General features: G+C 60.4%; 14 protein-coding genes. 12 read left to right on the top strand and 2 right to left on the bottom strand.

The features are described from left to right. Positions 1-76 precede the first annotated feature (76 nt). From nuoH to ACR0DA_RS02830, 11 genes are read left to right on the top strand one after another with little or no spacing between them, the layout of a single operon-like run. Entirely contained in the window at positions 77-1,114 is a 1,038-nt protein-coding gene (gene nuoH / locus ACR0DA_RS02780; RefSeq protein WP_170340401.1) for an NADH-quinone oxidoreductase subunit NuoH, read from the top strand. A 2-nt stretch (positions 1,115-1,116) separates the two neighbouring features. After that, positions 1,117-1,611, top strand: a complete 495-nt coding sequence (gene nuoI / locus ACR0DA_RS02785) for an NADH-quinone oxidoreductase subunit NuoI (protein ID WP_093964915.1) — start codon at positions 1,117-1,119, stop codon at positions 1,609-1,611. Further along, entirely contained in the window at positions 1,608-2,030 is a 423-nt protein-coding gene (locus tag ACR0DA_RS02790; protein WP_093964916.1) for a carboxymuconolactone decarboxylase family protein, read from the top strand. Before nuoI ends, ACR0DA_RS02790 begins: the two co-directional genes overlap by 4 nt. Then, the gene (locus ACR0DA_RS02795; RefSeq protein ID WP_170340404.1) at positions 2,027-2,629 is read left to right on the top strand and encodes an NADH-quinone oxidoreductase subunit J; all 603 of its coding nucleotides are present in this window, start codon (positions 2,027-2,029) and stop codon (positions 2,627-2,629) included. The genes ACR0DA_RS02790 and ACR0DA_RS02795 overlap by 4 nt, the downstream gene beginning before the upstream one ends. Positions 2,630-2,633: 4 nt before the next feature. Then, complete coding sequence (nuoK, locus tag ACR0DA_RS02800; protein WP_005984024.1) at positions 2,634-2,939, top strand: NADH-quinone oxidoreductase subunit NuoK; 306 nt, start codon at positions 2,634-2,636, stop codon at positions 2,937-2,939. Positions 2,940-2,945: 6 nt separating this feature from the next. Next, a complete protein-coding gene (gene nuoL, locus ACR0DA_RS02805) occupies positions 2,946-5,072 on the top strand; it encodes an NADH-quinone oxidoreductase subunit L (RefSeq protein WP_170538213.1) in 2,127 nt (708 codons plus the stop codon). Continuing rightward, positions 5,072-6,613: an NADH-quinone oxidoreductase subunit M gene (locus ACR0DA_RS02810; protein WP_170340407.1), complete on the top strand. Its 1,542-nt coding sequence runs from the start codon at positions 5,072-5,074 to the stop codon at positions 6,611-6,613. The genes nuoL and ACR0DA_RS02810 overlap by 1 nt, the downstream gene beginning before the upstream one ends. 15 nt (positions 6,614-6,628) lie before the next feature. Beyond that, positions 6,629-8,071, top strand: coding sequence for an NADH-quinone oxidoreductase subunit NuoN (gene nuoN / locus ACR0DA_RS02815; protein ID WP_170368179.1), 1,443 nt, complete (start codon positions 6,629-6,631; stop codon positions 8,069-8,071). Positions 8,072-8,125: 54 nt separating this feature from the next. Next, a complete protein-coding gene (locus ACR0DA_RS02820) occupies positions 8,126-8,875 on the top strand; it encodes a biotin--[acetyl-CoA-carboxylase] ligase (RefSeq protein WP_170369290.1) in 750 nt (249 codons plus the stop codon). Between the two features lie 11 nt (positions 8,876-8,886). After that, positions 8,887-9,666 (top strand): type III pantothenate kinase, encoded by a 780-nt coding sequence (locus ACR0DA_RS02825; protein WP_093964922.1) that lies wholly within the window; start codon positions 8,887-8,889, stop codon positions 9,664-9,666. Further along, positions 9,663-11,330 (top strand): ribonuclease J, encoded by a 1,668-nt coding sequence (locus ACR0DA_RS02830; RefSeq protein ID WP_170450649.1) that lies wholly within the window; start codon positions 9,663-9,665, stop codon positions 11,328-11,330. Before ACR0DA_RS02825 ends, ACR0DA_RS02830 begins: the two co-directional genes overlap by 4 nt. 6 nt (positions 11,331-11,336) lie before the next feature. Here ACR0DA_RS02830 and ACR0DA_RS02835 read toward each other — a convergent pair whose 3' ends face one another. Next, positions 11,337-12,038 carry an NUDIX hydrolase gene (locus ACR0DA_RS02835; protein WP_480752878.1) on the bottom strand — a complete coding sequence of 234 codons (702 nt, stop codon included), beginning with the start codon at positions 12,036-12,038 and terminating at the stop codon, positions 11,337-11,339. Positions 12,039-12,062: 24 nt separating this feature from the next. After that, on the bottom strand, positions 12,063-12,461 hold the full coding sequence (locus tag ACR0DA_RS02840) for a DUF983 domain-containing protein (RefSeq protein ID WP_170596035.1): 399 nt from the start codon (positions 12,459-12,461) through the stop codon (positions 12,063-12,065). Positions 12,462-12,679: 218 nt separating this feature from the next. On the opposite strand from ACR0DA_RS02840, the gene ACR0DA_RS02845 reads away from it, so the two are divergent. After that, positions 12,680-13,147, top strand: a complete 468-nt coding sequence (locus tag ACR0DA_RS02845; RefSeq protein ID WP_480752880.1) for an EF-hand domain-containing protein — start codon at positions 12,680-12,682, stop codon at positions 13,145-13,147. Positions 13,148-13,150: the final 3 nt, after the last annotated feature.

Here is a 13,150-nt window from a genome sequence, read left to right on the forward strand (position 1 = left end):
GCGACGCGAGTCTCCGACCGGCCGGTCGGGCCTCGCGATGGCAGCGGAAAACGGAATACCCACGGTGTGAGGACCAATGGCTGAATTCTTTGACACCCCAGGCGGAATAGCCCTGATCATATTGGCGCAGGTGCTGGCCGTCGTGGCCTTCGTGATGATCTCGCTGCTGTTTCTGGTCTATGGCGACCGCAAGATCTGGGCCGCGGTCCAGATGCGTCGCGGCCCCAACGTGGTTGGCGTTTACGGCCTGCTGCAATCGGTGGCGGACGCGCTGAAATACGTCGTCAAAGAGGTGGTGATCCCTGCCGGCGCGGACAGGACTGTTTTCATCCTGGCGCCGCTGACGTCCTTCGTCCTGGCCATGATCGCCTGGGCGGTCATTCCGTTCAATGACGGCTGGGTCCTGTCCGACATCAACGTGGCTATCCTCTATGTGTTCGCGGTGTCCTCGCTCGAGGTGTACGGCGTGATCATGGGCGGATGGGCGTCGAACTCGAAATACCCGTTCCTGGGCTCGTTGCGCTCGGCCGCGCAGATGATTTCGTATGAGGTTTCGATCGGCCTGATCATCATCGGGGTGATCATTTCGACCGGGTCGATGAATTTTGGTGACATCGTGCGGGCGCAGGATGGCTCGTTCGGGTTCTTCAGCTGGTACTGGCTGCCGCATTTCCCGATGGTCTTCCTGTTCTTCATCTCGGCCCTGGCCGAGACCAACCGGCCGCCGTTCGACCTTCCGGAAGCGGAATCGGAACTGGTCGCAGGCTATCAGGTCGAATACTCGGCAACGCCCTTCCTGCTGTTCATGGCGGGCGAATACATCGCCATCTTCCTGATGTGCGCGCTGACCACGCTGCTGTTCTTCGGCGGCTGGCTGTCGCCGATCCCCGGCCTGCCCGATGGCGTGCTGTGGATGGTCGCCAAGATGGCGTTCTTCTTCTTCCTCTTCGCGATGGTCAAGGCGATCACGCCCCGCTACCGCTATGACCAGCTGATGCGGCTGGGCTGGAAGGTGTTCCTGCCGTTCAGCCTGGTGTGGGTGGTCTTCGTGGCCTTTGCGGCGAAGTTCGACTGGTTCTGGGGGGCATTCGCCCGTTGGAGCGTAGGAGGCTGACAATGGCAAATATCGACTATACCCGCGCGGCCAAATACTTCCTTCTGCAGGATTTCTGGGTCGGCATGAAGCTGGGGCTGAAGTACTTCTTCGCGCCCAAGGCTACCGTGAACTACCCGCACGAAAAGGGCCCGCTGTCGCCCCGGTTCCGCGGTGAACACGCCCTGCGCCGTTACCCCAACGGCGAGGAGCGCTGCATCGCCTGCAAATTGTGCGAGGCTGTGTGCCCCGCGCAGGCCATCACCATTGACGCCGAACCGCGCGAAGACGGCAGCCGCCGTACCACGCGCTATGACATCGACATGACCAAGTGCATCTACTGCGGCTTCTGCCAAGAGGCCTGCCCGGTCGATGCCATCGTCGAAGGACCTAATTTCGAATTCGCCACGGAAACCCGCGAAGAGCTGTTCTATGACAAGCAGAAGCTGCTGGACAACGGTGAACGCTGGGAAGCCGAGATCGCCCGCAATCTGGAACTGGACGCGCCCTACCGATGAGCGATCCGGCCAAAAACCCATTCGAGCAGATGCTCAGACAGGCGCATGACATGGCCAAGGCGTTCAACCCGGCGCTGGAGAGCTATTCGCCCGTCGACGCGATGCGCGGCTTCGAGGCGCTGTGGCCGACCATGCCCAAAGAGGTCATGGAGATGATGTTCGGCAACACCGTCAATCCGGGCGGACTGGATGCCAAGACCCGCCTGTTGCTGACGCTGGCCGGGCTGACCTGTCAGGGCGCACAGGCCGACACGGCCATTCGCCAGACGGTGCGCCATGCCATCGAGGCAGGGGCCAAGAAACAAGAGATCGTGGAAACGATCGGTCAGATGTCGGTCTTTGCCGGCATCCCGGCCATGACCCGGGCGCTGGAACTGGCGCAGGAGGCCATGGGCGAAAACGAGGAAGATGACCAATGAGCGTATTTGCCTTTTACCTCTTTGCCATCAGCGCCATCACCGGCGGGCTGTTCACCGTGATCAGCCGGCAGCCGGTGCATTCGGTGCTGTGGCTGATCCTGGCCTTCCTGTCGTCGGCGGGACTGTTCGTGCTGCTGGGGGCGGAATTCGTCGCCATGCTGCTGATCATCGTCTATGTCGGAGCGGTGGCGGTGCTGTTCCTGTTCGTGGTGATGATGCTGGACGTGGACTTTGCCGAGCTCAAGGCCGAGATGGCGCGCTACATGCCTTTGGCCCTGCTGATCGGTCTGGTCATCCTGATGCAGTTCGTCATGGCCTTTGGCGCTTGGGACAGTGCACAAGGCGCGGCGGCCAACCTGGCCCAGCCCATCCCGGCCGACCGCCACAACACCGAGGCACTGGGTGTCATCCTTTACGATCAATACTTCCTTCTGTTCCAACTGGCGGGCCTGATCCTGCTGGTGGCCATGATCGGCGCCATCGTGCTGACGCTGCGCCACCGCAAGGACATCAAGCGTCAGGACATCGTCGGCCAGATGATGCGTGACCCGGCCAAGGCGATGGAGTTGAAGGACGTGAAACCGGGGCAGGGACTTTGAGACGATGATCGGACTTGAACACTATCTTACCGTCGCGGCGACGCTGTTCGTCATCGGCATCTTCGGTCTCTTTCTGAACCGCAAGAACGTCATCATCCTGCTGATGAGCATCGAATTGATGCTGTTGGCGGTGAACATCAACCTCGTGGCGTTTTCCAGCTTTCTCGGCGATCTGGTCGGGCAGGTGTTTACGCTGTTCGTGCTGACCGTGGCCGCGGCCGAGGCTGCGATCGGGCTGGCCATTCTGGTCTGCTTCTTCCGCAACCGCGGCACTATCGCGGTTGAAGACGTCAACATGATGAAGGGGTAAGGGATCATGGAAACCACAATCCTCTTTGCCCCGCTCGTGGGCGCGCTGATCTGCGGCTTTGGCTGGAAGTTCATCGGCGAAAAGGCCGCGCTGTGGACGGCCACGGGCCTGCTGTTCCTGGCCTGTCTGCTGTCGTGGATCGTCTTCTTCAGCTTTGACGGACAGACCCAGCAGATCGAGATCATGCGCTGGATCGAAAGCGGCTCGCTGTCGACCTCGTGGGCCATCCGTCTGGACCGGCTGACCGCCATCATGTTGATCGTCGTCACGACGGTTTCGGCGCTCGTGCACCTTTATTCGTTCGGCTACATGGATCACGACCCGCAGTGGCGCGAGGGCGAAAGCTACAAGCCGCGCTTCTTTGCCTATCTGTCCTTCTTCACCTTCGCCATGCTGATGCTGGTGACGGCCGACAATCTGGTGCAGATGTTCTTCGGCTGGGAAGGCGTGGGCGTCGCGTCGTACCTGCTGATCGGTTTTTACTATCGCAAACCTTCGGCCAATGCGGCGGCGATGAAAGCGTTCATAGTCAACCGTGTGGGCGATTTCGGCTTTGCGCTTGGGATATTCGCGCTGTTCTTCCTGACCGACAGCATCAACTTCTCGGATATCTTTGCCGCGGCACCCCAACTGGCGGAAACGCAACTGACCTTCCTGTGGGGCGAATGGACCGCGATAGAGGTCATCTGCGTGCTGCTGTTCATCGGTGCGATGGGCAAGTCGGCGCAGTTGATCCTGCACACCTGGTTGCCGGACGCGATGGAGGGCCCGACGCCCGTGTCGGCGCTGATCCACGCGGCCACCATGGTCACGGCCGGTGTGTTCCTGGTTTGCCGCATGTCGCCGCTGATGGAGTTCGCGCCAGGAGCAACCGGGTTCGTCACCGTGCTGGGGGCTGCCACCGCGTTCTTTGCCGCGACCGTGGGCTTGGTGCAGACGGACATCAAGCGCGTGATCGCCTATTCGACCTGTTCGCAGCTGGGCTACATGTTCGTGGCCGCAGGCGTGGGCATGTATTCGGCGGCGATGTTCCACCTGTTCACGCATGCCTTCTTCAAGGCGCTCTTGTTCCTGGGGGCGGGTTCGGTGATCCACGCCATGCACCACGAACAGGACATGATGAACTATGGCAACCTGCGCAAGAAGATCCCCTATACCTTCTGGGCGATGATGATCGGCACGCTGGCCATCACCGGTGTCGGCATCCCGCTGACCACGATCGGTTTTGCCGGTTTCCTGTCCAAGGACGCCATCATCGAAAGTGCCTATGCCGGCGGATCGGACTTCGGGTTCTGGGCGCTGGTGATCGCCGCCGCGATGACCTCGTTCTACAGCTGGCGCCTGATCTTCCTGACCTTCTATGGCGAGGAGCGGGGCGACAAGCACACGCATGAGCACGCGCATGAAAGCCCGATGGTCATGCTGGTGCCGTTGGGTGTTCTGTCGCTGGGCGCCGTGTTCGCGGGCATGATCTGGTACAACAACTTCTTCGGTCACGCCGATCAGGTTGGCAAGTTCTATGGCATTCCGGTGGCCGAGGCGCATGCCGAGGCCGGTGACCATGCCAAGGCCGATGGCCATGGCGACGACACGCATGCCACCGAATCCCATAGCGACGAAGCTGCGCACGACGATAAGGCCAAGGGTGGAGATCACCACTATGCCTTTGTCGGCAAACCGGGCGAGGGCGCGCTGTACATCGCGCCGGACAACCATGTTCTGGACGACGCGCATGCGGCGCCGAAATGGGTCAAGGTCTCGCCGTTCATCGCAATGGTTCTGGGCTTTGGACTGGCTTACCTGTTCTACATCGTGAACCCGGCGCTACCGGGCCGCCTGGCCGAGAACCAGCGTCCGCTGTACCTGTTCCTCAAGAACAAGTGGTACTTTGATGAAATCTACGACGCGATCCTTGTCAAACCGACCGTGGCCCTGGGCCGGTTCCTGTGGAAGGGCGGTGACGGCAAGACGATCGACGGTTTCCTTAACGGAGTAGCAATGGGCGTCGTTCCCTTCTTCACCCGCCTCGCAGGCAAGGCGCAGACGGGCTACATCTTCACTTACGCCTTCTGGATGGTTCTGGGGATCGCCGCCCTGGTCACCTGGATGTCGATCGGCGGAGGCGCAAACTGATGGACAATATCCTATCCATTGTAACGTTCATTCCGGCCATTTCCGCCGGTCTGATGGCGCTGTTCCTGCACGGGAACGATGTGGCCGCACAGCGCAATGCCAAGTGGATCGCGCTGGTTGCGACCACAGTGACCTTCCTTGTTTCGATCGGAATCTATACCGAGTTCGACCCATCGAACACCGGCTTCCAGATGGTGGAAGAGGGTCAGTGGCTGCTGGGCCTGAAGTACAAGATGGGCGTGGATGGCATCAGCGTTCTGTTCGTGCTGCTGACCACCTTCATCATGCCGCTGACCATCTTGGCCAGCTGGAACGTGACCGACCGGGTCAAGGAATACATGATCGCCTTCCTGCTTCTGGAAACGCTGATGCTCGGCGTATTCATGGCGCTGGATCTGGTGCTGTTCTACCTGTTCTTCGAAGCCGGGCTGATCCCGATGTTCCTGATCATCGGGATCTGGGGCGGCAAGGACCGGATCTATGCCAGCTTCAAGTTCTTCCTCTACACCTTCCTCGGCTCGGTTCTGATGCTGGTGGCGATGGTGGCGATGTATGCGGATGCAGGCACCACGGACATTGCAGCGCTCATGACGCACCAGTTCTCGTCCGAGAGCTTCAGCGTGCTGGGTGTCCACATTGTCGGCGGTATGCAGACGCTGATGTTCCTCGCGTTCTTTGCGTCCTTCGCGGTGAAGATGCCGATGTGGCCCGTCCACACCTGGCTGCCTGACGCGCACGTTCAGGCGCCGACGGCGGGCTCGGTCGTGCTGGCGGCAATTCTGCTGAAGATGGGTGGCTATGGTTTCCTGCGTTTCAGCTTGCCCATGTTCCCCGTCGGCTCGGCCGTGATGACCGATCTGGTACTGTGGCTGTCGGCCATCGCCGTGGTCTACACCTCGTTGGTGGCGCTGGTGCAGGAGGACATGAAAAAGCTGATCGCCTATTCTTCGGTCGCGCATATGGGTTTCGTGACCATGGGCATCTTTGCCGCCAACCAGCAGGGCATCGACGGGGCGATCTTCCAGATGCTCAGCCACGGGTTCATCTCGGCCGCGCTGTTCCTTTGTGTTGGCGTGATCTACGACCGTATGCACACCCGCGACATTGAGGCCTATGGCGGGCTGGTGATCCGCATGCCGGCCTATGCGTTGGTGTTCATGCTGTTCACCATGGCCAATGTGGGTCTGCCGGGCACCAGCGGGTTCATCGGCGAATTCCTGACGCTGATGGGCACCTTCCAGGTCAACACCTGGGTGACCGCAGTGGCGGCCAGCGGTGTGATCTTCTCGGCGGCTTATGCGCTGTGGCTGTATCGCCGCGTGGTCTTTGGCGACCTGATCAAGGAAAGCCTCAAGTCGATCACCGACATGAGCACACGCGAACGCCTGATCTTTGCGCCGCTGATCGTCATGACCATCCTGCTGGGCGTTTATCCGTCGCTGGTCACCGACGTGATCGGCAATTCGACCGCCGCGCTGATTTCGAACTATGACACGGCTCTGGCCGCGGCTGAGGCCGCGACCCAGGTCGCCTCGCACTAAGGGAGCTTTGGAGACATGATCCAGGCTGATCTCACTGTAATTCTGCCGGAAATCATTCTGGCGATCTATGCGATGGCGGCGCTGATCGGAGCTGTCTACACCAGCAAGGATGCGCTGGCTCCGGTTCTGGTCTGGACGACGGCCGGACTGATGGCGGCGCTGTCGTTCTGGATCGCGTCGAACGGCTCGGGGACCAACGTGGCCTTCAACGGCATGTTCATCGACGACGGGTTCGCCCGATTTGCAAAGGTTGCAATTCTGCTATCTGCCGCAGCGGTTCTGGTCATGAGCCAGGAGTACATGGCGCGCCGGAACCTGCTGCGTTTCGAGTATCCATTGCTGGTGGCTTTGGCAGCGGTCGGCATGATGATGATGGTCAGCGCCGGCGATCTGATGTCGCTCTATATGGGTCTCGAGCTGCAGTCGCTGTCTCTGTATGTCGTGGCGGCCCTGCGCCGTGACAGCGCCAAATCGACCGAGGCGGGGCTGAAGTATTTCGTTCTGGGTGCGCTCAGCTCGGGATTGCTGCTGTTCGGCGCATCTCTGGTCTATGGGTTCACCGGTACGACGCTGTTCTCGGGCATCATCAACACGGTGCATCACGGGGATGTCTCCGTTGGCCTTCTGTTCGGCCTTGTTCTGCTGATCTCGGGTCTGGCATTCAAGATCTCGGCGGTTCCGTTCCACATGTGGACACCGGACGTTTACGAGGGCTCGCCCACTCCGGTGACGGCTTTCTTTGCAACCGCACCCAAAGTTGCAGCGATGGCCTTGTTCGCGCGCGTTCTGCATGATGCGTTCGGCGGTGCTATCGCGGACTGGCAGCAGGTGATCGTGCTGCTTTCGGTCCTGTCGATGTTGCTGGGGGCAGTGGCCGCCATCGGGCAGCGCGACATCAAACGGCTGATGGCTTATTCGTCAATCGCACATATGGGGTATGCGCTGATCGGCCTGGCCGCAGGCACCGAATTGGGTGTCAAAGCGATGCTGATGTACCTGGCGATCTATGTGACCATGAATATCGGCACCTTCGCCTTCATCCTGATGATGGAGCGCGACGGCAAGCCAGTGACCGACATCGACGCCCTGCGCCAGTATTCCAAGCGGGATCCGGGCAAGGCGCTGGCCGTACTGATCCTGATGTTCAGCCTTGCCGGCGTGCCGCCAATGCTGGGGTTCTTCGCCAAGTTCGGCGTCTGGCAGGCCGGTGTGCAAGCTGACCTGATTGGCTTGGTCATCGTATCGGCCATCGCCTCGGTGATCGGTGCCTTCTACTATCTGCGGATCGTCTTCTACATGTATTTCGGCGACGAAAACGAAGATCCGATCGAAACCCGCTCGACCCCGGTATTGTGGGTTGCTCTGATGGGGTCGGCCGCATTGATGTTGATTGGTGTGGTCTACCAGTTCGGGATCGAGGGCGCAGCGGCAGCCGCGGCGACGACGCTTGTCAACTGACCGTTTCAACAAAATCTGGAAAGGGGCTCGGCCATCAGGCCGGGCCTTTTTGGCATGAGCACCTGGCCCCAAGGATACGGTCTGCATATCCTGCAGGAAGTTGACAGCACCCTGAATGAGGCCGCGCGGATCGCACCCACTGCAACAGGTCCGGTCTGGATCATGGCGCATCATCAAACCGCCGCGCGTGGCAGGCGCGGCCGGGCGTGGTCCAACCCCCAGGGCAACCTGGCAGCAACCTTGTTGCTGCGGCCCGAGGGCAATCCAGAGCAGGCAGCCCTTCGCAGCTTTGTTGCCGCGCTGGCGCTTTTTGATGCCTGTGTTTCGGTCACCGGTCGCGCACAGGGGTTCGCATTGAAATGGCCGAATGACGTGTTGTTGAACGGCGGGAAACTGGCCGGCATCCTGTTGGAAAGCACGGGGCAGGGGCGCGACGTATCCCACCTTGCGATCGGCATCGGGGTGAACCTCGCAGACGCGCCTGATCCTGAGACAGTTGAGCAGGGAGCTCTGCGGCCCGTTTCGTTGTTGTCGGAAACCGGGGCTCAGGTGTCCGCCGAGGATTTTCTGACTGAGCTCGCCGATGCCTACGCAAAGCTCGAACTGCAGTTTGTTACCTACGGGTTCGAACCGATCCGCAAAGCGTGGCTGGACCGGGCCGCGAAGCTGGGCGAGGTGATTACCGCGCGCACAGGTGCTTCGGAAACCGTCGGGACCTTTGAAACGGTGGACGCGGGCGGCAACCTTGTCCTAAACACCGCCAAGGGCCGCGTCAGCATTCCGGCGGCAGACGTTTATTTCTGAAAGGGGCGCATATGCTTCTGGCCATTGACTGCGGCAACACGAACACCGTTTTCTCGATCTGGGATGGCGAGAAATTCCTGTGCACGCTGCGCACCTCAACCCACCATGCCCGCACGGCCGATGCCTATTTCACCTGGTACTCGACCCTGGTGAAACATTACGGGATCGAGGCTGACATCACCGACGTCATCATTGCCTCGACGGTGCCGCGGGTGGTGTTCAACCTGCGCGTCTTTGCCGACCGGTTCTTTGGATGCCGGCCGTTGGTGGTGGGCAAGCCCGATTGCGAGTTGCCGGTAGCGCCGCGCGTTGATGAAGGGACGATTCCCGGTCCGGACCGTCTGGCGAATGCGGCCGGTGCCTTTGATCGGCACGGCGGGAATGTCGTGGTGGTGGATTTCGGGACCGCCACGAATTTCGATGTGGTCGCCGCTGATGGCGCCTATGTCGGAGGAGTGATCGCCCCCGGCGTGAACCTCAGTCTCGAGGCCTTGCACCAGGGCGCTGCAGCTCTGCCGCATATCGACGTGACGCGTCCCGAGAAAGTCATCGGCACAAACACGGTTGGATGTATCCAGTCAGGTGTGTATTGGGGGTATTCCGGCCTCATCGAAGGTTTGATCGACAGGATCAAGGCGGAATACGGAATGCCCATGAAGGTCATAGGGACGGGCGGTCTTGCACCGCTGTTCGATCAGGCCGATGTGGGCTTTGATGCAATTGAAGACGATCTGACGATGCACGGGCTTACCGTGATCCATCGCTACAACAAGGATACTGGCTCGGCATGAGCAGCGAAAGACTGATCTACTTGCCGCTCGGCGGCGCGGGCGAAATCGGTATGAACGCCTATGTCTACGGCTATGGCAAACCCGGTCAGGAACGTCTGATCCTGGTCGATCTGGGCGTGACCTTTCCCGACATGGATACAACGCCGGGCGTCGATCTGATCTACGCCGACATTTCGTGGTTGAAGGAACGTGCGGATCGGCTTGAGGCGATCTTCGTCACCCATGCGCACGAGGATCACGTCGGCGCCGTGGCCCATTGTCATGAGGCCCTTGGCGCGCCGGTCTACGCGCGTGCTTTCACCGCAAATATCGCCCGCCGCAAAATGGAAGATGCCGGACATCCGCCCGAAGCCGTGCGCACCGTTTCCGCCTGGCCCGAGCAGATCAAGGCAGGTCCGTTTACGGTCGGATTCCTGCCCGTTTCGCATTCGATCCCCGAGAGTGCGGCGCTGGTGATCGACACGCCGGCTGGCCGTGTCGTGCATACCGGTGATTTCAAACTGGACACCAATCCGGTTGTGGGCGAACCGTTTGATCCCGATCTTTGGGCCGAAGTGGCCAAGCCTGGGGTCAAGGCGTTGGTTTGTGACAGCACCAACGTGTTTTCCTCGCATCCCGGTCGCTCGGAGTCGGAGGTTGGGCCGGCCATCACCCAATTGGTCGAGGACGCGACCGGTATGGTGGTTGCAACGACCTTTGCGTCGAATGTCGCGCGGGTCAAAACGCTGGCCGAGGCCGGGCATCGGGCGGGTCGTTCGGTGGTTCTGTTGGGCCGGGCCATGCGCCGCATGATCGAGGCTGCGACCGAAACCGGTATCCTGTCTGATTTTCCGCGCGTGATCAGCGCTGAGGAAGCCTTGGATCTGCCCCGCCAGAACCTGATGCTGATCGTCACCGGCAGCCAGGGTGAGCGCCGCGCGGCCAGCGCGCAGTTGGCGCGCGGCAAATACCGGGGGATCGAGCTGAAGGATGGCGACCTGTTCCTTTTCTCCTCGAAGACCATTCCGGGGAATGAACGCGGTGTGATTCGGATCATGAACCAACTGAGCGAAAAAGGCGTCGACGTGGTCGATGACAGCGCTGGCTTGTACCACGTTTCCGGCCACGCCAACCGCCCTGATCTTGAGCAGATGCATGCCTTGGTCGATCCTCAGATCGTCGTTCCGATGCACGGTGAACACAGGCATCTGCGGGAACACGCCAAGCTGGCCGAGGCCGCAGGTCGCGCCGGAGTCTTGGCGGTCAATGGCACGATGCTGGATCTGTCGGGGAACGCGCCCGAGGTCGTGGATTATGTCGAGACCGGCCGGACCTACCTGGACGGTTCCGTCAAGATTGGCGCGCTGGACGGTGTGGTGCGGGACCGTATCCGCATGGCTCTGAACGGGCACGTGACCGTAACTGTCATCCTGGACGAAGACGATGAGCCACTGGGTGAACCTTGGTGCGATACCATGGGGCTGCCGGAAACCGGCGTGTCGCGGGCCGGATTGATCGAGGTGCTGGAAGAGGACCTGAACCAGTTCCTGATGCGGGCTGAGGTCAAAACGCTGCGGGACGATGACAAGCTGGAAGAAGCTATGCGTCGCATCGTTCGACAAAGTGCACAGATCGAAATCGGCAAAAAGCCCGAAGTCACAGTTGTAATAAGCCGAATGAAATAAGGCGGCTCAGTCTGTTTCGGGCATCGGGTGGCCCTTGAGGCGCTGGAACAGACTGGCTTCTTCGTTGTTCAGAAAGAACGGCACAGAGTCGGGGGGCGTTGTATCTGATACGCGCGCCTCGACTTCCGACAGAACAACCTCGGTGATGAAGGGCAAGTCGAACTCCCGCGCCTGTTCCAGCGGAATCCACTGTAGATGTGACAGTTCATCCGAAGCCTGGCTGAAATCGTCCAGATCACCAGCGATCGCATCTGCGTCCAAAAGAAAAAATCGGGCGTCGAACCGGCGTGGACGTCCGGGCGGGGTTACCGCGCGGAACACGAACTGCAGCGCTTCGGCCGACGGAACGTAGCATCTTTCTGCGAAGCCGGTCCAGGCATGTGGAACCGGACCCGACCAGGCGTCGCGGACACCGAGGATAAGGCCGGTCTCCTCCCACAACTCGCGAATTGCCGCCGCCGCCAGTGGCACATGCAGTCCGGCAGGGGCCTGATCGCTCAGCCTTTGTTGGCAAATCTCGGGTACCGGAGTGGCCAGCGGAACTTGCGCGTCCTCAGCATCCACGGCCCCCCCCGGAAACACGAACTTGTTCGGCATGAAGGCCGCCGCGGCACCACGTTGGCCCATCAGGATCGACGGGGTTCGAAAACGGTCGCGCAAAACGATGATCGTCGCGGCGTCGCGAATTGCGGATTTGTCCACGGTCATGAGAAGCTCAGCTGCATTGACGGGTCACTTGCTGTCGTCGAACCCGTGCATCTTTCGGGCCCATTGAAAGCCGACGACCGCTCCTTTGAGCCTAGGCAGAAGAAACAGCGACAGGGCAACGCAAGCTATCGAAAAGCCTATTGCCATGGCCCACGGAGACGGGCGCAGGCCGACGTATGTGACATGCAGCGCCGGAGCCAGAAGGTGTCCGACCAGCAAAATGGTCAAGTAGGCCGGCCCGTCATCCGCCCTGTGGTGAAACAATTCCTGACCGCAGTTTGCGCAGGTATCATTCACCTTCAGGTAGCTGTGCAACAGCTTGCCTTTGCCGCAATTGGGGCATTTGCACCGGAACCCTTTCACGATGGCGGGCCACGTGGGGCGTTCCTCCTGAGAGAGGGTGTCGATGGTTTGATCTGTCATCTTGATACTCGCGCTCGGATTTCGGGGATATTGCGCTTGTTTCATCCCGCAGAAAAGGGGGGTGCGTCGCTTTGCACCGACCCTCTCAAAAATATTGACCGGAAATGCAGGTTTCAATGCCGGAAAAAAATTTGCGGGCAGCGACGGAAACTTTGTCGGGCTGCGTTTGAATGAATGTAAGCAGCGGCACAGGGCCGCGACAACAAAGGAAACGAGCAATGAAGAGCGCAAGTTTTATCTCGGCCATCATTCTGTCTGCAGTTGCCGTCACCGGGACGGCTGCGCTGGCCAAAGGACCTCGCGACCGTGAACCGGTGAGCTTTCAGGAGCTGGATGCCAACGGGGACGGCCAGGTGACCAAGGCCGAGATGGAGGCCCATCGCCTGCAGAAGTTCACCTCGGCCGATACCGACGGTGACGGAAAGATCAGCGTCGAAGAAATGCATGCCGAGGCCCAGAAGAAGGCAAACGACCGCGTTTCCGACATGTTCGAGCGTCATGATGCCGACAAAGACGGCTTTCTGACTGCGGACGAGTTGCCGAAACCGCGCCGGGCTGACAAGATGTTTGACCGCCTTGATGCGGATGGAAACGGATCTCTGTCCGAGCAGGAGTTCGCCAATGCACGGGATGGAATGGGTCGGCACCACAAGAAGGGTGGCCGCCCGGACCCAGACAACAACTGACGC

It is taken from the genome of Ruegeria sp. CI8 (assembly GCF_056536865.1).

Coding starts and splice junctions, on each gene's coding strand:
- ACR0DA_RS02830 (WP_170450649.1), top strand. CDS start 9,663: ATGAGCAGCGAAAGACTGATCTACTTGCCGCTCGGCGGCGCGGGCGAA.
- nuoN (WP_170368179.1), top strand. CDS start 6,629: ATGATCCAGGCTGATCTCACTGTAATTCTGCCGGAAATCATTCTGGCG.
- ACR0DA_RS02825 (WP_093964922.1), top strand. CDS start 8,887: ATGCTTCTGGCCATTGACTGCGGCAACACGAACACCGTTTTCTCGATC.
- ACR0DA_RS02835 (WP_480752878.1), bottom strand. CDS start 12,038: ATGACCGTGGACAAATCCGCAATTCGCGACGCCGCGACGATCATCGTT.
- nuoH (WP_170340401.1), top strand. CDS start 77: ATGGCTGAATTCTTTGACACCCCAGGCGGAATAGCCCTGATCATATTG.
- ACR0DA_RS02810 (WP_170340407.1), top strand. CDS start 5,072: ATGGACAATATCCTATCCATTGTAACGTTCATTCCGGCCATTTCCGCC.
- nuoL (WP_170538213.1), top strand. CDS start 2,946: ATGGAAACCACAATCCTCTTTGCCCCGCTCGTGGGCGCGCTGATCTGC.
- nuoI (WP_093964915.1), top strand. CDS start 1,117: ATGGCAAATATCGACTATACCCGCGCGGCCAAATACTTCCTTCTGCAG.
- ACR0DA_RS02795 (WP_170340404.1), top strand. CDS start 2,027: ATGAGCGTATTTGCCTTTTACCTCTTTGCCATCAGCGCCATCACCGGC.
- nuoK (WP_005984024.1), top strand. CDS start 2,634: ATGATCGGACTTGAACACTATCTTACCGTCGCGGCGACGCTGTTCGTC.
- ACR0DA_RS02820 (WP_170369290.1), top strand. CDS start 8,126: ATGAGCACCTGGCCCCAAGGATACGGTCTGCATATCCTGCAGGAAGTT.
- ACR0DA_RS02845 (WP_480752880.1), top strand. CDS start 12,680: ATGAAGAGCGCAAGTTTTATCTCGGCCATCATTCTGTCTGCAGTTGCC.
- ACR0DA_RS02840 (WP_170596035.1), bottom strand. CDS start 12,461: ATGACAGATCAAACCATCGACACCCTCTCTCAGGAGGAACGCCCCACG.
- ACR0DA_RS02790 (WP_093964916.1), top strand. CDS start 1,608: ATGAGCGATCCGGCCAAAAACCCATTCGAGCAGATGCTCAGACAGGCG.